The sequence below is a fragment of the Pseudoduganella sp. RAF19 genome, assembly GCF_052114165.1.
Classification (GTDB): Bacteria; Pseudomonadota; Gammaproteobacteria; order Burkholderiales; family Burkholderiaceae_D; genus Rugamonas.
On the sequence record NZ_JBFREF010000005.1, the window covers coordinates 136721 to 154821 of the forward strand.

Here is an 18101-nt window from a genome sequence, read left to right on the forward strand (position 1 = left end):
TGTCCACCTTGGGGTCAGACCCCAGGTTTTAGTGGGCGGGGTGTTGGACGAGCGCGGCGCCGGCGCCGTGACGGTGGGCTTCGCTGACGGCGGTGACTGTGCCATCCTGGTTGAAGACGATGGCGTTGGCTGCGCCGATTTCTTCCGGTGTCGCCGACCAGCGCTGGCCGAAGCGTTCCAGCGCGCGGGCCTGGGCGGTGCCGGTGAAGCCAGGTTCGATGTCGGTGCTGTCGCCGTTGCGCTCGGAAATGCGCGGCGCGTTGAGCGCCTCGTCCATGCGCATGCCGAGGTCGAGGTAGTTGAAGATGGTTTGCAGCACGGTGGTGATGATGGTCGAGCCGCCCGGACTGCCAACCGTGAACGCCGGCTTGCCATTGCGGAAGACGATTGTCGGCGCCATGCTGGAGCGTGGACGTTTGCCCGCTTCCGGTACGTTCGGCGCCGGCCCCGTGAAGTCGAAGTCGGTCATTTCGTTGTTGAGCAGGAAGCCGTAGCCCGGCACGGTGATGCCGCTGCCGCCCCACGATTCGATGGTGAAGGTGTAGGCGACGATATTGCCGTCCTTGTCCGATACGGTCAGATGCGTGGTGTGGGCGCTCTCCGGCAGCATGCGCGCCGCGGCGGCTGGGCGCAGTGGCACGCTGGGGTCGTGCTGGAAGACATAGGGATCGCCCGCCTCAGCATGCGGCATGGCGTGCTGCAGATTGATCAGCCCGCGGCGCCTGGCGGCATAGTCCTTGTTCAGCAGGCCCGCCACAGGCGCTTCCACGTACTCGGGATCGGCCAGATAAGCATTGCGGTCGGCGAAGGCGAGGCGCGACGCTTCCATGTAGATGTGCTCGGCCTGATCGCGCGGCATGCCCTTGAATTCATAGCCTTCAAGGATGTTCAGCGCCTCGGCGATGGTCACGCCGCCGCTGCTGGGCAGGGGCATGCCGTACAGTTCGTAGCCGCGATAAGTGCTGCGCACAGGCTGGCGCAGCCGGGCTTCGTAGTTGGACAGGTCGGCCAGCGTCATCTTGCCGGAGCGGACGGAAACGCCGGCAGCCACCGGCGGCGCGTTCACCGCGTCGACAATCGCCTGCGCCAGCTTGCCGTGATAGAAGGCTTTCACGCCGCCAGTGGACAGCAGCTGGTAAGTCTTCGCCAGATCCGGATTGCGTAGCAGGGTGCCGGCTGGGATAGCCTTGCCGTTGCGCAGATAGAGCGCGGCCGTGGCAGGGTATAAGCTGAATTTCTGCTCGTTGCCCTGCACCAGATGGCTGAAGTTGGCATTCACGCGGAAGCCATCCGAAGCGACCTTGATTGCCGGCGCCAACACCTGCTTGAAGGACATGCTGCCGTAGCGGTCCAGTGCTTCATGCCAGCCGCGCACGGTGCCCGGTACGCCGACCGCCATGCCGCTGGCCACCGCTGTTTCGAAATCGATGGGCTTGCCGTTGGCGTCCACGAACGCGGTCGGCTCAAACGAGGCGGGGGCCACTTCGCGGTGGTCAATGGTAATCACGCGTTTTTCTTTGGCCAGGTAGATGACCATGAAGCCACCGCCGCCAACGCCGCAGCTGAAGGGATCGGTCACGCCCAGCGTAGCTGCCGCCGCGACTGCGGCGTCCACCGCATTGCCGCCCTTGTTCAGAATGGCCAGCGCGGACTGCGATGCCTGCTCGCTGATTGTCGCGACGGCGCCGCCGGTGCCGGTCGCCATAGGGCTTTTGGCAGAGGCGGGCTCAACGAGCGCCAGCGAAAGGATGATGGAGAAGACGAGGGTGCTGGCGCGTCGTTGTGGGCTCATGGGCAACTATATCGGTTGTGCAATATTTACACGCAAGCTTACCCGATAATTTGGCGGCGGAGCTTTCAAAGCCGGCGGTTCGGCCGGTTCCAGCCCTTGCAGCGTAAAGGTCAGGCCGTTGCGCGTGAGGGTTTTGGCGGCGCCCGGCATGTCGTCGGCCAGCACGAAGTTGCTGCTGCCTTTTTTATCGTTCAGCACGAAGCTGTAGCTGATGTAGCCGGCCCACACGCACACGGCGCCAGTCTTGCAGCGGCTGTCGTTGATGCGTTCGAGCTTGAGTGTGGTGGATGGCGCCAGTGTGACGGTTTCGCCCTGCGTCAGCACATAACTCTCGCTGGTGCGGGGGGCGGGATGGGACGCGGTGCCGGCCGGTGGCGCGCTGCAGGCGGCGGCAATGACCAGGGATAAACCCGCAAAGCAGGTGCCAATGACTCTCAGTTTCATGATGTCCTCCCTGAAGGCATGCTTTCATCTTAGCAAAGTGCCACCCAGGCCGGCGCACTGATGAGTCAGACCCGGGTGTAAAGATTTCCGACAGTTACTCGATATTGCATAAGGGAACTTAAAGTAGGGGTAAAAAAAAGCGCCCACGGAGGGGCGCCAGTTTTTGTTGTTTTTGTTGTGGTTATGCTTTGCGGCGGCGCAGACCGCTCAGGCCAAGCAGGCCGGCGCCCAGCAGGGCCAGGGAAGCTGGCTCTGGCACTTCCTGGGATGGTGCGCCACCACCGCCTGCGCCCGGACCTTGCGGTGCAGCCGGGGTTTGCAGGTCGGTCAGGATGGAGAAATTGCCGCCGTTTTTGTTTGGGGTGGTCACTTTCAGCGCCAGGGTGTGCACGCCGCCGGTAAACACCACGTCGTCGTACCAATTGGTGTAGCCAGCAGGCGCCGCAGCGTTGGACTGGGTCAGCAGGGTGCCGTCCAGGTAGAAATAGTACAGGGTGCCATCCTGGTTGCCGCCCGGCTGGGGGAACAGGAAGTCGAACGTGCCGCCATTGATGCCGGCGTCGACCTGGAGGGTGGACAAACCGTTCAGGTCAGCGGCGCGCATGGCTGGGTTCGCGTTGTCGTTATTCCAGTGAGCAGCAATTGACAGATTATCGGTCAGCAGAAGTGGGGCTGCGGACGCAAGTCCGGTGGCTGCGGCGCAGACCAGTGCGAGAGCGGTTTGTTTGATCATGGTATTTCTCCGGGTGATTGACTTCGCTTTACATCAAGCAAGTGCCATGCCATCGGAGAAATGCGTGTTGCATCAAGGACTTATAAATTTCTGGAAAACCATGGTGTAAAAAATATCGACAGTTAGTAAGTCGAAATAGTAACCCGCGTTCAATATTGTTTAGAAAATAAAAAAAGCGCCGGGCCTTACGGCACGGCGCCTTCCGGAAATCAGCGAAAACTTAGATGTAGGCCGCCAGGGCAGTCTTCATCTTCTTCAGCGCGGCCGCTTCGATCTGGCGGATACGCTCGGCCGACACGCCGAACTCTTCCGCCAGCGTATGCAGGGTGGCGCCCGAACCGTCGTCGTTGGCCAGCCAGCGCGCTTCCACGATACGGCGAGAGCGGGCGTCCAGCTTGGACAGGGCAGTTTCCAGACCCTCGGATTGCAGACGGGTCACCTGTTCGGCTTCCAGCACCTTGGTTGGCTCGGTATTGTCGGAAGACAGGTAGGCGATCGGGGAGAACTTGTCGTCTTCCTCGTCGCTTGGCGATTCCAGGGCAATATCGCGGCCGCTCAGGCGGGTTTCCATTTCAATCACGTCTTCGCGCTTCACGTCCAGGGCTTTCGCCAGCTGGTCGATCTGGTCGGGCGACATGGCGTCCAGGCCTTGCTTGTGGCTGCGCAGGTTGAAGAACAGCTTGCGCTGGGCTTTGGTGGTAGCCACTTTCACCAGGCGCCAGTTCTTCAGAATGTATTCATGCATCTCCGCCTTGATCCAGTGCATGGCGTAGGACACGAGGCGCACACCCTGGTCCGGATCGAAGCGTTTGACGGCTTTCATCAGCCCGATATTGCCTTCCTGGATGAGGTCGGCGTGCGGCAGGCCATAGCCCAGGTAACCGCGCGCGATCGACACCACCAGTCGCAGGTGAGACATAACGAGCTTCTCCGCAGCCTTCAGATCATTCTTGTTCTTCAGGTCACGGCCCAGTTGTACTTCTTCCTCGTGCGAGAGCATAGGCAGGCGATTGACTGCCGAAATATAGGCGTCAATGTTGCCAAGTGGAACCAACGCGTTTTGTACGGACATCGTGGTCATAGTTCTATCCTCGCTTCGAAGGGAATCTTTCATAGTCACAGCATGCCTCATGGAACTTAACTCTTACTTAATTGAAGCCTTGCTGGTTGAACATATATTAGCACTCTCCTTCGATGAGTGCCAATCATGGAAAATCTATGATTGCGATAGCAATACTGCTATGAGGAAAGGCTCCTCCATAAAAGGCAGGATAGACCTGGAAGGGGATGGGCTCTGTGCGAGAACGCACTTGTGACACCGGGAGCGGCGCGCGCTCCCGGCAGGGACTTAATTCAGGCGGGACAAATGGCGCTGCACGGACAGCGAGGCGCCAACCAGGCCCAGCATCGCTGACAGGGCCAGCAGGGCGGTCATGGACACGGGATCGAGCGGGACCAGCTGGAATTCGCTGGCATACAACCTTGCAAATTCAGCAATTGCCGTATTCAGCGGGCGCAGGGCCAGCGCCACTGCCCCCAGCGCCACCCCGCCCGCGCACAGGCCGAGCAGAGCACCCGTGTAATAGAAGGGGCGGTGGATGAAGCTGTCGGTCGCGCCGATCAGTTTGGACACCAGAATCTCTTCACGCTGGGTCAGCACTTGCAGGCGAATCGTGTTGAATACCACCGCAATCACCACCGTGCCCAGGGTTGCAGCCAGCAGCAGCAGGGCCAGACGCAGGATGCCCAGCAGGGCGGCCAGACGCTTGACCCAGGCGGAGTCGACCTGCACCGATTCCACACCCGGCAGAGCGCGCATCTGGTCGGCGATGGCATCGATCTGGGCGCTTTCGGCCGCGCTCTTGTAGGCGTTGAGCTTGACGATGTAGCTGTCCGGCAGCGGGTTTTCACCCAGTGTGTTGAGCACGTCGGACAGCCCGCTCTTCGCATGCAGCTGTTCCAGCGCTTTTTCACGCGGCACGAAGACGATCCTGGCGTCCTTGCTGATCGCACGCAGATTGCCCGCAATGCCGGCTGACTGCTCGCGCGGCGTGTCCTGCTTCATGAACACGCTGAGCTCGGGCTCGACCGCCATTTGCTCGGACATGGGGCGCACGTTTTCCAGCAGGGTCACGCCCATGAAGGGCAGAGCCAGGGCGATTGCCACCACCAGGATATTGAACAGGAAAGAGCCCGGCGCGCGGCGCAGGTGCACTAGGGCGCCGCCGAGCGCGAAGGCGTGCTGGCGGAAGAAGGCGCTCATGCGGCCTCCTTCATCAGTTCGCCGCGTTCCAGATGAATCACACGCGCGGCGCTGTCCAGCACCTGCTCGTCGTGGGTGGAAATCAGGCAAGTCACGCCGACCGAGTGGAAGGCGCGCAGAGCGTCCAGCACCTTGTTGGCGCTGGCGCGGTCGAGATTGGCGGTGGGCTCGTCGGCCAGGATGATTTGCGGACGGTTCACGATGGCGCGCGCGATCGAGACGCGCTGCTGTTCGCCGCCGGACAAGGCCAGCGGATCGGCATCGGCGCGCTCGCCCAGTCCCACTTTATCGAGGGCGGCGCGGGCACGCTGCTCGGCGGCGGCTTTCGGCGAGCCCGTCACCAGCAGGGGCATCATCACATTGGCCAGCACGGAGCGGTCGTTCAGCAGGCGCTGTTCCTGAAAGATGAGGCCGAGGTTGCGGCGCAGGAAGGGCACACCGGCGGCCTTGAGCTTGCCGATGTCCTGGCCGTTGACGATCACCTGGCCCGACGTCGGGCGCTCCATGGCGGCGATCATTTTCAGCAGGGTGGACTTGCCGGCGCCGGAAGGGCCGGCCAGATAGACCAGCTCGCCTTTGGCAATGGTGAGGGTGATGTCGCGCAGGGCGACAGCATCGGAAGTGTATTGCTTGGAGACGTGCTGGAATTCGATCATGGAGGCCTTACGCGAGCAGTGCTTCAACAAACTCAGCCGCATTGAAGGGCTGCAGGTCTTCAATCTTTTCGCCGATGCCGATGAAGTACACCGGCACCGGGCGCACACGGGCGATGGCGGCAATGATGCCGCCCTTGGCAGTACCGTCCAGCTTGGTGATGATGATGCCGGACAGTTGCAGGGCATCGTCGAACGCCTTCACCTGGGCCAGGGCGTTCTGGCCGGTGTTGCCGTCGATGACCAGCAAGGTTTCGTGCGGCGCGCCTTCCAGGCCCTTGCCGATCACACGCTTGATCTTCTTCAGCTCTTCCATCAGGTGCAGCTGGGTCGGCAGGCGGCCGGCGGTGTCGATCATGACCACATTGGTGCCGCGCGCCTTGCCGGACTGCACCGCGTCGAAGGACACGGCAGCGGGGTCGCCCGACTCTTGCGAAATCACGGTGACGTTATTGCGCTGGCCCCAGACCATCAGCTGCTCGCGGGCGGCGGCGCGGAAGGTGTCGCCGGCCGCCAGCAGCACCGATTGGCCGTGTGCCTGCATATGCTTGGCCAGTTTGCCGATGGTGGTGGTCTTGCCTGCGCCGTTGACGCCGGAAATCATCATCACCAGCGGCTGGTGGCGGCCCAGTTCGAACGGCTTTTCCAGCGGTTCCAGCAACTCGATCAGCAGCTGCTTCAGCGCCAGCTTCACGGCGGCGGCGTCTAGCAGCTTGTCTTCCTTGACCTTGCGCTTTAGGGCGTCGAGCAGGTATTGGGTGGCTTCGATGCCGGCGTCGGACATCAGCAGGGCCGCTTCCAGCTCGTCGTACAGCTCGTCGTCAATCTTGGCGCCGATGAACAGCACGGACAGATTGGCCGAAGTCTTCGACAGGCCGGCCTTCAGGCGGTTCATCCAGGATTGCTTTTCCGGGCGTGCGGCGGTCTCTACCTCAAAAGCAAGAGGACCGACGGCGTCGCTGGCCACTTCGGCGGTCGCCTGTGGCACCGGCTCAGGCGCACTGGGCGCAACGGCGGGCGCAGGCGTTTCAGGAACGACTGGTTTTTTCTTGAAAAAACTGAACATGGATTGTGCGGTAGAGGGCCCTTCGAGCCGCGTATTCTACCAGAGTGGCCCTGTGGGAATCAGTCTGCGGCCGCGCCATCCGCGGCGGCTTGGACCGGGGCGCGCTGGCGCTGGCGCCAGTCGGCGATGGCATTGCTGATTTCATTCAGCTCGCGCACGCGCACGAAGTCCGGCGCGCGGCGGCGCAGGGCGGTGTTGGCGCCGCCAGCCCAGATGTCTACGCCTTCCGGCAGACGGGCGTGCAGCTCGCGCAGGCTGTCGAGCACGTGGCGCGGATTGACGGTGGCAGAGAAGGACAAGGCGACGATATCGGCTTGCATGGAACGGGCTGCTTCAACGATGTCCGGCAGCGGCGTTTGCACACCCAGCGACGTGCAGTGCGCGCCTTCGGCCGCCGCCAGGGCTTCGGCCATCAGTAGCCCCAGACCGTGGCGCTCCTGCGGCAGGGTGGCCAGCAGAATGCGTGGACGGGGCGCGCCGGCGCCATGATTGACTTGCGGAACGGACGCCACGGCGCCGCGCAGCACGATCTGGACCGACTCGCTGAACAGATGTTCTTCAAACACGGCGAACTGGCCGCTGGCCCAGGCTTCGCCGATATAGGTAATCAGAGGCGCCACCAGATCGATGACAAAGCTCTTCAGGCCCATCACGAGCATGGCTTGTGCCAGACGGCGGCGGAAGGCTTCCATCTGGTGGCTCTTGCACAGATCCACATAGCCTTGCAGATCAGGATGGCTGACAACGGCCGGCGCCTTGCTGGCGCGCGAAGCCTTCAGGGCCAGCGCCTGCAGTTCCGCCGTACTGAACTGGATTACCTTGCCCGGACGGTAGCCCAGGTCAATCAGCCGTTTGATCAGGCGCAGCTTGCTGACTTGCTCGGGTGTGTAGACGCGCTCGCCGAATGTATCGCGCTGCGGCTGGGGGAAGTCGTAACGCCGCTCCCACACGCGCAAGGTTTCCTTGGCCACGCCGGTGTCACGTTCGACATCACTGATAGTCGAAGTGATTGTTAAAGATGTGGCACTTGTATTCATTCGGCGAAAAGCGCTCTCAGGTGGTTTGGCGTTGAGCATTCTAACCGCGTTTTTTAGCGGGAAGTTGCATCAAATTTTCACGGGTTTTCCCTATGAAGACCCACAATACGCCCTTGTCCACGACACCGGCTTCACATTTGAAAGATTTGAACAGTTTCGTTTTTTGTCACGAGCTTTGTCGTGGACAAAAAAGTGACAATTCGTTGCTTTTCTGTATGAATAGAATTGTGGACATCCCGTAGTGTTCTGCAGAAAATTTGCTGATCAGCTAAAATTTCCGCCTGCGCAAAGGCTTGACATCCTTTTCGCCCTGACACTTGCTGGAAAACCAATCCCTCAGTATAGTGCCGCCTCCCCACAGCCATGAGCTGTGGATACGAGCAGGTAGTGAATAATCCCTGAATAGCAATAGAAGGATAGCAATGAAAAAGACTCTGATCTCCCTCGCAGTTCTGGCAGCAGCCACCACTGGCGTAGCCCACGCACAGTCCGCAGTACAAATCTACGGTATCGTCGATGCCGGTGTTGTTTATGAGCAAGGCGGCAAAAACGGTAACGTGACCAAGGTGACCAGCGGTGCAGCAAGCGCTTCCCGTATCGGTTTCAAGGGCACTGAAGACCTGGGCGGTGGCCTGAACGCCATCTTCGTTCTGGAAGGCGGTTTCCGCACCGATACCGGCGAACAAGACGTTGCTGGTTCGATCTTCCAGCGCCAGGCTTTCGTAGGCCTGTCCTCCAAGGACGCCGGCACCATCACCCTGGGCCGTCAATACACCCCATGGTACAACGCCCTGGCACAAGTTGGTGACCCATTCCAGGCAGGCCTGGCTGGTTCCGCCAAGAACCTGTTCCCAGCCTCGGGCAACAACCAGCGCTTCAGCAACTCCGTGCTGTACCACACCCCTGAGTTCATGGGCCTGAGCGGCGACGTGGCTTACGGCTTCGGCGAGCAGAACAAGGCATCCGCTGGCCGTCAGATCAGCGCATCCATCAACTACTCCAACGGTCCTCTGAATGCCCGTCTGGCGTACATGAACCACAACAACGACACCGCTGTTGGCGCAACCGTGACCGATCGCGACATCGGCCACAACACCCTGCTGGCTGTGAACTATGACTTCCAGATTGCCAAGGCTTACTTCATGTTCGGTCAGAACAAGGGCCTGAACAGCACCCCGCTGCCTAACGCTACCGCCTACACCACCGCTGCTGTCGATCCTTCGACCGACAACCGCAACTACCTGGTTGGCGCATCGGTACCAGTCGGCACCGCTGGCACCGTGCTGGCTTCCTACTCCAAAGTTGACGATCGCGGCAGCTTCAGCCACGACGCTGACCAGTGGGCAATCGGCTACACCCACGCTCTGTCGAAGCGCACCAGCACCTACCTGGCTTTCGCTAAGATCAAGAACAAGAACGGCGCTTCCTACACCGTTGGCAACAACACCGAAGCTGGTTCTGGCGACAAAGCCTTCAACATCGGCATGAAGCACTCCTTCTAATCGGATTTTCATCTGATGCCAAAGCGGCCGCCTTCGGGCGGCCGTTTTTTTATCCGGGGTACAATTCCGGACATGAAAACAGCCTATCTGACCGCAGGCTTCGTCCTGCTAGCCTCCGCCGCGCTGACGGCGGCCATTGCTGCGCCAAAGGGTAAGCCGACGGAGGGCTTCCCGCGCTACGGCATGGCCGTGTACTCGGACCTGTGCGTGCATCCGGAAAGCGGGGAGTATGGCGGCCAGCGCATCACGCTGCAGCGCTTTGCGGAAGTGGATACGGTGATTTATGAGTACACGGCCGGCGCGCTGAGCTGGCCGGTGGTCGCGAGCGATGTGAACGTCGACCCGCGCGGCAAGATGATGTATTTCACGGTGCAGCTGGAAGATGAGGATGTGCGCACCATCAGCGGCAAGTTCTCGCCGGATGGCGAGAAGCTGACGCTGGATGGCGGCTATTGCGATGACCAGTCCATGCCCATGGTGCTGGCCAGGGTGAAGGATTTCGGCGCCAAGATGAAGGCTTGCAAAGCCTGCCCGGCGTCGAAGGCGGAATCGCCGCATCCCGAATACAAGCACGAGCCGGCACCGCCGTCGCAGGGCTAAAACCCGAACCAGATTCTGGTGGCAGCCACTGCGTGGCGGCCACCTTGGCACGCGGCTCGTCATCGGTGGCTGCCACGCAGTGGCTGCCACCAGGTGTCGCTTGGGTTTACTTGCCCGCTGCGATAGCGTTCTTGCGAAGAGTTTCCAGTGTCGCGCCCGGCGTAATCAGGTTACCGTCGTAGCGCAGTTCGATCAGCGCCGGCAGGCTCTGTTCGCGCGAGAAGGCCAGCGCGCGCTGCAGGGCAGGGGCGAAGTCCTCGGTTTTCTCCACGATTTCACCATGGCCGCCGTAAGCGCGGGCCAGTGCAGCAAAGTCCGGATTGTGCAGCGTGGTGCCGGACACGCGGCCCGGATACTCGCGTTCCTGGTGCATGCGGATGGTGCCGAACATCTGGTTATTGAACACCACGATCACCACACCAGCCTTGTATTGCACTGCAGTCGCCAGCTCCTGGCCATTCATCAGGAATTCGCCGTCGCCTGCGAAGGTAATCACCGTGCGCGAAGGATCGATGATCTTGGCGGCCACTCCGGACGGCACGCTATAGCCCATGGCGCCGCTGGTTGGCGCCAGCTGGGTGCGCATTGCGCCGTATGGCCAGTAGCGGTGCGCCCAGGTCGCGTAGTTGCCTGCGCCGTTGGTGATGATGGTGTCGGCTGGCGCGTGAGTGCGCATGTCCTGCACCACCTGCCACAGGTTCAGCGGCGCGCTGTTGTCCTTGAAGATGGACGGCTGCACCTGCCATGCCGCGTATTCTTCGCGCGCCTGCGCCACGCTGTTGCGCCAGGCGCCGGCATCGACGGGTTCCATGGCCGCCAGCATCGCTGCGGCTTGCGGCATGCCGGAGGCGATCATCAGTTCACCCTGATACACGCTGCCCAGTTCCTCCGGATCGGCGTGGATGTGGACCAGGCGCTGCGACGGTACTGGCGAGGCAATGATCGAATAGCCGCTGGTGGTCATTTCGCCGAGACGCGGGCCGATGGCGATCAGCACATCCGCTTCTTTCACACGTGCGGCCAGCTTCGGATTGATGCCGATGCCGACGTCGCCCACATAGTTCGGATGCGTGTTGTCCAGCAGGTCCTGGAAGCGGAAGGCGCAAGCGGTCGGCAGCGAATTTGCTTCGGCGAAGCGCTTGATGTCGGCGCAGGCCTGGTCGTTCCAGCCGCCGCCGCCCAGCAGCAGCAAGGGGCGCTTGGCTTCGGACAGCATGCTGCGCAGCTGCGCGATCTGCGCGGCCGAGGGCGATGCTTGCGTCGGCACATAGCGGCGCGTGTCGGCCACGGTGGCCTTGGAGGTCAGCATATCTTCCGGCAGTGCCAGCACGACCGGACCCGGACGGCCGCTGGTCGCGACCTGGAAAGCGCGGGCGATGTATTCAGGCATACGGTCGGCGCGGTCGATCTGAGTCACCCATTTCGCCATCTGGCCGAACATGCGGCGGTAATCCACTTCCTGGAAGGCTTCGCGGTCCATGAAATCGCTGCCGACCTGGCCGATGAAGAGGATCATCGGGGTCGAATCCTGGAAGGCAGTGTGCACGCCAATCGACGCGTTGGTGGCGCCCGGGCCGCGGGTCACGAAGCAGATGCCCGGCTTGCCCGTCATCTTGCCGTAAGCGTCGGCCATGAAGGCTGCGCCGCCTTCCTGGCGGTTGATGATGAAGCGGATGCCGGAATCGTGCAGGGCGTCCAGCACGTCCAGGTAGCTTTCGCCGGGGACGCCGAAGGCGGTGTCCACGCCGTGGACTTTCAGCGCATCGACCAGAAGCTGGCCGCCGGAACGAGAAGATTGCGTCATGTTCTTGCCTCTTTTATAGGTGATGGTGCATTCTATTCCCGCGGCGCATAAGCGGCTTTCCTATCTGCGACACCAATTTTGGTAAAATACCGCCCGAAGCAAGCCAGACAGCCGCTGGCTGGCGTAGCAATACGTCAGCGGGAGGAAGGTCCGGACTCCATAGAGCAGGGTGACGGTTAACGGCCGTCCGCCGTGAGGCGAGGAATAGGGCCACAGAGACGAGCGTATTAAGTTACGGTGAAACGCGGTAACCTCCACCTGGTGCAATTTCAAATAGGCACGCGATGATGCTGCTCGCGGAGCGTGCGGGTAGAAAGCTTGAGCGGCGGAGCAATCCGTCGCCTAGAGGAATGGCTGTCATAGCGCGAAAGCGCCGTAACAAAATCCGGCCTATCGGCTTGCTTCACTGAATACTACCGATGACAAAATACATACTGGCCCTGGATCAGGGCACGACCAGTTCCCGCGCCATTTTGTTTGATCACCAGGGCCACATCGCTGGATGCGCGGCCCAGGAATATCCCCAGCACTTCCCCCAGCCCGGCTGGGTCGAGCACGATCCCAACGATATCTGGAATAGCCAGCTCACCGTGGCGCGCAAGGTCCTCGCCGACAACCACGTCGAAGCGAAAGACGTGCGCGCCATCGGCATCGCCAATCAGCGCGAAACCACGCTGGTGTGGGACCGCAAGACCGGCGAGCCAATCGCCAACGCCATCGTGTGGCAGGATCGCCGCACCGCCGACTACTGCGAGCAGCTGCGCGCGGACGGCAAAGCGAAGCAGATCTGCGAAGCGACTGGCCTGGAGCTGGACGCTTACTTCTCCGCCACCAAACTGAAATGGATTCTCGATCACGTGCCGGGCGCCCGCGAGCGCGCGCGCAAAGGCGCGCTGTGTTTCGGCACCGTCGATTCATGGCTGGCGTGGAAATTATGCGGCGTGCATATTACGGACGTGAGCAATGCCTCGCGCACCATGCTGTTCAACATTCACCTCATGCGCTGGGATTCAGACCTGCTGGCGCTGTTCGACATTCCTGAAGAAATTCTGCCGCAGGTGGTGTCGTCCAGCGAGGAAGTCGGCGACACGCACGCGGCCTTGTTCGGCGGCGAGATTCCAGTGGCTGGTATCGCTGGCGATCAGCAGGCCGCGACCTTCGGTCAGGCTTGCCATCAGCCGGGCATGGTCAAGAATACCTATGGCACCGGATGCTTCATGCTGATGCACTCCGGCCGCCATCCGCGCGTATCGCACAATCGCTTGCTGTCCACGGTTGGCTGGCGCGTGGACGGCGAAACCGATTATATGCTGGAGGGCTCGGTCTTCATGGGCGGCGCCACCGTGCAGTGGCTGCGCGATGGCCTGGGCATCATTCAGCAATCGGGCGACGTGGAAGCGCTGGCGGGAAGCGTGCCGGATAGCGGCGGCGTGTTCCTCGTGCCGGCTTTCGTCGGCCTCGGTGCGCCGCACTGGGACCCGTATGCCCGCGGCACCATCGTCGGCCTGACACGCGGCAGCACCAAGGCGCACATCGCACGCGCTGCGGTGGAAGCGATTGCGTATCAATCGGCTGAGCTGCTGGCGGCCATGCAGAAGGACGCGGCCATTCCGGTGGCTGAAGTGCGTGCAGATGGCGGCGCAGCGCGCAACGATATGTTGATGCAGTTCCAGTCCGATCTGCTGGGCGTGCCGGTCGTGCGACCGCAAGTGACGGAGACGACGGCGCTTGGCGCGGCCTATCTGGCTGGGCTGGCGGTGGGCTTCTGGGAATCGCAGGAAGAAATCGCCGCGCAGTGGCGTTGCGAACGGCGCTTCACGCCAACCATGAGCGCGGACCAGCGCGAGGCATTGCTGGGGCGTTGGGCGCGCGCCACCGAGCGCGCCAAGTCCTGGGAAGCGCCGCTATGATGGCGCGGCCTTGGGAGTGGAACTGGACGCCATCGAGGCGGTGTTCGATGCGCTGACCGAGGTCGCTTTCTTCATCAAGGATTGCGATGGCCGCTACGTGGCCGTCAACCACACGCTGGCGCCGCGGCTGGTGCCTGACCCACAAGACGCCGCTGCGCAATGAAGCGAAACGGCCCTACATTGTCCTGAGCGTAGGCGTCACCTACGAATAAGCGTAGGGGCGGATCATTGATCCGCCGTGCGTGACGCAGGGGCGGTGAAGCGGCACCTTATAATAGGAGCCGCCGCCGCGCCCGATGTTGCGTAAGTTGTCTATACAAATCACGTCCGTGCGGCTAAGATTGACCCTCGTTAGCTGTATTGGAATCGCCTGCCCAGAGATTTTTCGTACTTCCCTTCATCGCGCGCAAGGCGCACCAGGCCGTCGATTCCCGAGAAACTCCACCGTTTTCCCCGAACTGATCCGGCGGCGCTCCGGCGTTGTCGCCGCGCGACGGGATCGTTGTCGGACGGCAACTGAATGGTTTTGTTTCAATTTATTTTTTGGTCACTTTCTCCCGCCGGCGAACTCAAGAGAGATGAGGTAGCACTTTCACTATCTTGCCTAAGTATTTAATTTCTCTATAAATTTTGCTTAATGCATTCTTCAAGGATCGGCGCTAAGTCCTTAATTTCATTGATAAATTCCGTGTTCGCGCAGCCGGAAATCGCTTGACCGGCTTGTTTCCTTACTCTAAAGTGGGCGACAGTGTGAAAAAGTGTAGTTTTGTGGGATTTTTTGGCGGAACTTGAGCCGCAATAGTTGAACGAAATCAGAGGCCAGAGAAGGTAAATCGTGTTCCAGGGCGCTTCCGCAATCACTCTCGATGCGAAAGGCCGGATGTCTATTCCGGCCAAGCATCGTGACGCACTGTTAATTCAGTGCGAAGGACGCCTCACGCTTACCAAACACCCGGACGGCTGCCTTCTGATGTACCCACGCCATTTGTGGGAAGCGAAACGCGACCAGATCGCGCAGTGGCCGATGTCGGCCCGCGGCTGGCAACGTATCCTGCTGGGCAACGCGGTCGACGTCGAGATGGACTCGGCCGGCCGTATCCTGGTTGCCCCTGAATTACGCGACGCCGTTGGCCTTGGCCGCGACGTCGTCCTGTCCGGCATGCTGACCCACTTCGAGATCTGGGACCCTGTGAAGCGCGCCGAGAACGAGGCTGCCACCATCGAGGTGGGCATGCCTGATTCCCTTTCCGATTTCTCCTTCTGAGGCCCGCGCGCAATGACCACAACAGCGGTGCCAGAATTCCAGCATCGTACGGTGCTGTTAGATGAAGCGGTTGATGCGCTCGACCTGGCCGGCGCACGCGCCGACGGCATCTATATAGACGGCACTTTCGGCCGCGGCGGCCATTCGCGCCTGATCCTGTCCCGTCTGGGGCAGGGCGGCCGCCTGATCGCATTCGACAAAGATCCGCAAGCCATTGCCACCGCCGAGCAACTCGGCGATTCCCGCTTCACCATCGTGCACGACAGCTTCGCCACCATGGCGCAAGCGCTGGCCGAACGCGGCGTCGACGCCGTGGACGGCATTCTGCTCGACCTCGGCATCTCTTCGCCGCAGGTGGACGATCCGGAACGCGGCTTCAGCTTCCGTAACGACGGCCCCCTCGACATGCGCATGGATACCACGCGTGGTGTGTCGGCGGCCGAGTGGCTCGCCACAGAATCCGAACAGACACTGGAAAAGGTGATAAAAGAATATGGGGAAGAACGGTTTGCTTTTCAGATTGCAAAGGCGATTGTTGCTCGCCGGGCAGTCGAACCAATTTCAAGCACACGGCAGCTTGCCGGTATCGTGGCAGGCGCGGTCAAGACTCGCGAAAAGGGCAAGGACCCGGCCACCCGCACTTTTCAGGCTATCCGGATTTACATCAATAAAGAGCTTGAGGACCTCGAATCGGTCCTGAACCAGGCCTTCAACGCCCTCAAGCCTGGCGGCATTCTGGCCATCATCAGCTTCCACTCGCTGGAAGACCGCATGGTGAAGCAGTTCTTCGCGTCCAAAGCCAAGGTGGAGCAGCCGGACCGGCGCCTGCCGATCAAGGCCGTCGACCTGCCGCAGCCTGAATTGAAACTGCTGGCCCGCATCAAGCCATCCGACCGTGAAGTGGACGAGAACCCGCGCGCCCGCTCCGCCGTGATGCGTGTGGCCATGCGCCTTCCTGCCACGGGAGGCGCGCAATGAGTAATAAGATCAACATCGTGCTGACGGCGCTGCTGCTGGGCTGCGCCCTGTCGCTGGTTAACGCCCAGTTCCAGGCGCGCCATCTGTTCATCGACCTGGAACGCGCGCAAACGCAGGCGAGGCAGCTGGATATCGAATGGTCCCAGCTGCAGCTCGACCAGTCCAAACTGGGCAAGCACGCCCGCATCGAAGAGATTGCGCGCCGTGACCTGAACATGACGCCGCTGACGCCGAACCGTACTCAATATCTGACGGAGGGCGGACAATGATGCGCTCATCCGGCGGAGCGGGCGGCGCGCGCGTGGCGCGCTCGAAAGGCGTCTCCTTCAACAGCAGCCCTGTACTGGCCGTGCGCCTGCCGATGTGGCGTTCGCGCCTGGTAATGATCGTGCTGTTCATCGCTTTCGCGGCACTGGCCGTACGCGCCGTGTGGCTGCAGGGTGTATCGACCCAGTTCCTGCAGAAGCAGGGCGAGATCCGCTACGCGCGTACGCTGGAGTTGCCAGCGACGCGGGGCAAGATCCTGGACCGCAACGGCCAGGTGCTGGCGTCGTCCATTCCAGTGAAAGCCATCTGGGCGATCCCGGACGATGTGCTGCAGGCGCCGCCGGAAAAGCTGCGCGCCCTGGCCGGCCTGCTGGAAATGCCGGAATCGGAACTGCGCAAGAAGCTGGACTCGGACCGCAACTTCGTCTACCTGAAACGCCAGGTGGAGCAGGACGTGGCCGACAAGATCGCCAAGCTGGATATCGAAGGCATCGACACCCGCAAGGAATACAAGCGCTTCTACCCGCAGGGTGAAGTGACGACCCACGTGGTCGGCTTTACCAACGTGGAAGACGTGGGCCAGGAATCGATGGAACTGGCGCAGCAAAAGAACCTGGTCGGTATTCCCGGCACGCGCCGCGTGATCAAGGACCGGCTGGGCCACATTGTTGAAGACATCGGCGCCAAGCACGAACCGCACGACGGCAAGGACCTGACTTTGTCCATCGACAGCAAGATCCAGTACATCGCCTACACCCAGCTGAAGGGCGCGGTGGAGAAGTTCCACGCCAAGGCCGGTGGCGCCGTGGTGCTGGACGTGCACACGGGTGAGGTGCTGGCGCTGGCCAACTATCCGAGCTACGATCCGAACGATCGCCGCGCTCTGACCGGCGCCCAGCTGCGCAACCGTGTGATGACCGACTCCTTCGAGCCTGGCTCGACGCTGAAGCCGATCACCGTTTCGCTGGCGCTGGACACGGGCCGCGTCAAGCCGAGCACCTATATCGACACCGGTCCCGGCAAGTTCACCATCCTGGACCGCACGATCAGCGATACCAAGGCGCACGGCGTGATCAATGTGCAGCAGATTATTGAGATGTCGTCCAATATCGGCACCTCCAAGATCGCACTGAGCATGCCTTCGCAAGAGATGTGGGAGATGTTCACCAAGGTCGGCTTCGGCCAGCAGCCGAAATGGGGCTTCCCAGGCGCGGTCGCTGGCCGCGTTCGTCCTTATAAATCCTGGCGTCCTGTCGAGCAGGCCACCATGAGCTACGGTAACGGTATCTCCGTGTCGCTGATCCAGCTGGCGCGTTCCTACATGATGTTCGCGCGCGATGGCGATACGATTCCGCTGTCCTTCGAGCGCGTGAACGAGGCTCCGCGCGGGCAGCAAATCATCAAGCCGGAAACGGCGCGCGAGATGCGCGCAATGCTGGAGACTGTGGTTTCCGGCAAGGACGGCACCGCCAAGCAGGCCCAGATTCCGGGCTACCGCGCAGGCGGCAAGACCGGCACCGCGTACAAGGTCGAAAACGGCCACTACGCCATGCCGCGCAAATATATCGGCTCCTTCGTCGGCATCGTGCCGATGTCCGCGCCGCGCTTCATTATCGCAGTCATGATCGACGAACCAACCCAGGGCGGCCACTTTGGCGGCCAGGTTGCCGCGCCGACTTTCTCCGCGGTGGCGGTCAACGCCCTGCGCGCCATGAACGTGCCTCCTGATTCCTCCGTCACCGAAATCGTGATCCCGACGGACACCGGACCGGAGGCCATGTAATGACT

The 18101-nt window shown here is 61.5% G+C and carries 17 protein-coding genes and 1 other RNA gene; 9 read left to right on the plus strand and 9 right to left on the minus strand.

Annotation, left to right across the window (positions count from 1 at the left end; translation table 11 throughout):
• Nucleotides 1-28 precede the first annotated feature (28 nt).
• The 8 genes from ggt to AB4Z19_RS13940 form a co-directional block, all read right to left on the minus strand.
• Entirely contained in the window at nucleotides 29-1792 is a 1764-nt protein-coding gene (gene ggt / locus AB4Z19_RS13905; RefSeq protein WP_442035455.1) for a gamma-glutamyltransferase, read from the minus strand.
• A gap of 6 nt (nucleotides 1793-1798) precedes the next feature.
• Complete coding sequence (locus AB4Z19_RS13910; RefSeq protein WP_442026206.1) at nucleotides 1799-2236, minus strand: hypothetical protein; 438 nt, start codon at nucleotides 2234-2236, stop codon at nucleotides 1799-1801.
• A gap of 181 nt (nucleotides 2237-2417) precedes the next feature.
• On the minus strand, nucleotides 2418-2969 hold the full coding sequence (locus AB4Z19_RS13915) for a PEP-CTERM sorting domain-containing protein (RefSeq protein WP_442026205.1): 552 nt from the start codon (nucleotides 2967-2969) through the stop codon (nucleotides 2418-2420).
• A gap of 220 nt (nucleotides 2970-3189) precedes the next feature.
• Nucleotides 3190-4101 (minus strand): RNA polymerase sigma factor RpoH, encoded by a 912-nt coding sequence (gene rpoH, locus AB4Z19_RS13920; protein WP_442035456.1) that lies wholly within the window; start codon nucleotides 4099-4101, stop codon nucleotides 3190-3192.
• A 216-nt stretch (nucleotides 4102-4317) separates the two neighbouring features.
• On the minus strand, nucleotides 4318-5232 hold the full coding sequence (gene ftsX / locus AB4Z19_RS13925) for a permease-like cell division protein FtsX (RefSeq protein WP_442026203.1): 915 nt from the start codon (nucleotides 5230-5232) through the stop codon (nucleotides 4318-4320).
• Complete coding sequence (locus AB4Z19_RS13930; protein WP_442035457.1) at nucleotides 5229-5888, minus strand: cell division ATP-binding protein FtsE; 660 nt, start codon at nucleotides 5886-5888, stop codon at nucleotides 5229-5231. The genes ftsX and AB4Z19_RS13930 overlap by 4 nt, the downstream gene beginning before the upstream one ends.
• 7 nt (nucleotides 5889-5895) lie before the next feature.
• Entirely contained in the window at nucleotides 5896-6951 is a 1056-nt protein-coding gene (gene ftsY / locus AB4Z19_RS13935) for a signal recognition particle-docking protein FtsY (protein ID WP_442035458.1), read from the minus strand.
• A 59-nt stretch (nucleotides 6952-7010) separates the two neighbouring features.
• A complete protein-coding gene (locus AB4Z19_RS13940; RefSeq protein WP_442022720.1) occupies nucleotides 7011-7988 on the minus strand; it encodes a MerR family transcriptional regulator in 978 nt (325 codons plus the stop codon).
• Nucleotides 7989-8410: 422 nt separating this feature from the next.
• On the opposite strand from AB4Z19_RS13940, the gene AB4Z19_RS13945 reads away from it, so the two are divergent.
• Both AB4Z19_RS13945 and AB4Z19_RS13950 read left to right on the plus strand, forming a co-directional pair.
• Nucleotides 8411-9490, plus strand: coding sequence for a porin (locus AB4Z19_RS13945; protein ID WP_442022721.1), 1080 nt, complete (start codon nucleotides 8411-8413; stop codon nucleotides 9488-9490).
• A gap of 72 nt (nucleotides 9491-9562) precedes the next feature.
• Entirely contained in the window at nucleotides 9563-10090 is a 528-nt protein-coding gene (locus AB4Z19_RS13950) for a hypothetical protein (RefSeq protein WP_442022722.1), read from the plus strand.
• Between the two features lie 106 nt (nucleotides 10091-10196).
• Here the strand turns inward: AB4Z19_RS13950 and AB4Z19_RS13955 are convergent, their stop codons facing one another.
• Nucleotides 10197-11894, minus strand: coding sequence for a thiamine pyrophosphate-binding protein (locus AB4Z19_RS13955; RefSeq protein ID WP_442022723.1), 1698 nt, complete (start codon nucleotides 11892-11894; stop codon nucleotides 10197-10199).
• A gap of 95 nt (nucleotides 11895-11989) precedes the next feature.
• Here AB4Z19_RS13955 and rnpB point away from each other — a divergent pair.
• The 7 genes from rnpB (at nucleotide 11990) to AB4Z19_RS13990 (ending at nucleotide 18096) form a co-directional block, all read left to right on the plus strand.
• An RNA gene (gene rnpB, locus AB4Z19_RS13960) (RNase P RNA component class A) lies at nucleotides 11990-12303 on the plus strand.
• 10 nt (nucleotides 12304-12313) lie between these two features.
• Nucleotides 12314-13804 carry a glycerol kinase GlpK gene (gene glpK / locus AB4Z19_RS13965; protein WP_442022724.1) on the plus strand — a complete coding sequence of 497 codons (1491 nt, stop codon included), beginning with the start codon at nucleotides 12314-12316 and terminating at the stop codon, nucleotides 13802-13804.
• 10 nt (nucleotides 13805-13814) lie between these two features.
• Nucleotides 13815-13967, plus strand: coding sequence for a hypothetical protein (locus AB4Z19_RS13970; RefSeq protein ID WP_442022725.1), 153 nt, complete (start codon nucleotides 13815-13817; stop codon nucleotides 13965-13967).
• 672 nt (nucleotides 13968-14639) lie between these two features.
• Nucleotides 14640-15068: a division/cell wall cluster transcriptional repressor MraZ gene (gene mraZ, locus AB4Z19_RS13975; RefSeq protein WP_442022726.1), complete on the plus strand. Its 429-nt coding sequence runs from the start codon at nucleotides 14640-14642 to the stop codon at nucleotides 15066-15068.
• Nucleotides 15069-15080: 12 nt separating this feature from the next.
• Complete coding sequence (gene rsmH, locus AB4Z19_RS13980; RefSeq protein ID WP_442022727.1) at nucleotides 15081-16046, plus strand: 16S rRNA (cytosine(1402)-N(4))-methyltransferase RsmH; 966 nt, start codon at nucleotides 15081-15083, stop codon at nucleotides 16044-16046.
• On the plus strand, nucleotides 16043-16315 hold the full coding sequence (ftsL, locus tag AB4Z19_RS13985; RefSeq protein WP_442022728.1) for a cell division protein FtsL: 273 nt from the start codon (nucleotides 16043-16045) through the stop codon (nucleotides 16313-16315). The genes rsmH and ftsL overlap by 4 nt, the downstream gene beginning before the upstream one ends.
• Nucleotides 16312-18096: a peptidoglycan D,D-transpeptidase FtsI family protein gene (locus tag AB4Z19_RS13990; RefSeq protein WP_442022729.1), complete on the plus strand. Its 1785-nt coding sequence runs from the start codon at nucleotides 16312-16314 to the stop codon at nucleotides 18094-18096. The genes ftsL and AB4Z19_RS13990 overlap by 4 nt, the downstream gene beginning before the upstream one ends.
• The last annotated feature ends 5 nt before the right edge of the window (nucleotides 18097-18101 follow it).

Bases quoted from the DNA above. Each gene is read 5' to 3' on its own strand.
- AB4Z19_RS13945 (WP_442022721.1), top strand. From the start codon at position 8,411: ATGAAAAAGACTCTGATCTCCCTCGCAGTTCTGGCAGCAGCCACCACT.
- ftsX (WP_442026203.1), bottom strand. From the start codon at position 5,232: ATGAGCGCCTTCTTCCGCCAGCACGCCTTCGCGCTCGGCGGCGCCCTA.
- ftsL (WP_442022728.1), top strand. From the start codon at position 16,043: ATGAGTAATAAGATCAACATCGTGCTGACGGCGCTGCTGCTGGGCTGC.
- AB4Z19_RS13940 (WP_442022720.1), bottom strand. From the start codon at position 7,988: ATGAATACAAGTGCCACATCTTTAACAATCACTTCGACTATCAGTGAT.
- AB4Z19_RS13915 (WP_442026205.1), bottom strand. From the start codon at position 2,969: ATGATCAAACAAACCGCTCTCGCACTGGTCTGCGCCGCAGCCACCGGA.
- rsmH (WP_442022727.1), top strand. From the start codon at position 15,081: ATGACCACAACAGCGGTGCCAGAATTCCAGCATCGTACGGTGCTGTTA.
- AB4Z19_RS13955 (WP_442022723.1), bottom strand. From the start codon at position 11,894: ATGACGCAATCTTCTCGTTCCGGCGGCCAGCTTCTGGTCGATGCGCTG.
- AB4Z19_RS13930 (WP_442035457.1), bottom strand. From the start codon at position 5,888: ATGATCGAATTCCAGCACGTCTCCAAGCAATACACTTCCGATGCTGTC.
- AB4Z19_RS13950 (WP_442022722.1), top strand. From the start codon at position 9,563: ATGAAAACAGCCTATCTGACCGCAGGCTTCGTCCTGCTAGCCTCCGCC.
- AB4Z19_RS13990 (WP_442022729.1), top strand. From the start codon at position 16,312: ATGATGCGCTCATCCGGCGGAGCGGGCGGCGCGCGCGTGGCGCGCTCG.
- ggt (WP_442035455.1), bottom strand. From the start codon at position 1,792: ATGAGCCCACAACGACGCGCCAGCACCCTCGTCTTCTCCATCATCCTT.
- ftsY (WP_442035458.1), bottom strand. From the start codon at position 6,951: ATGTTCAGTTTTTTCAAGAAAAAACCAGTCGTTCCTGAAACGCCTGCG.
- glpK (WP_442022724.1), top strand. From the start codon at position 12,314: ATGACAAAATACATACTGGCCCTGGATCAGGGCACGACCAGTTCCCGC.
- rpoH (WP_442035456.1), bottom strand. From the start codon at position 4,101: ATGAGGCATGCTGTGACTATGAAAGATTCCCTTCGAAGCGAGGATAGA.
- AB4Z19_RS13910 (WP_442026206.1), bottom strand. From the start codon at position 2,236: ATGAAACTGAGAGTCATTGGCACCTGCTTTGCGGGTTTATCCCTGGTC.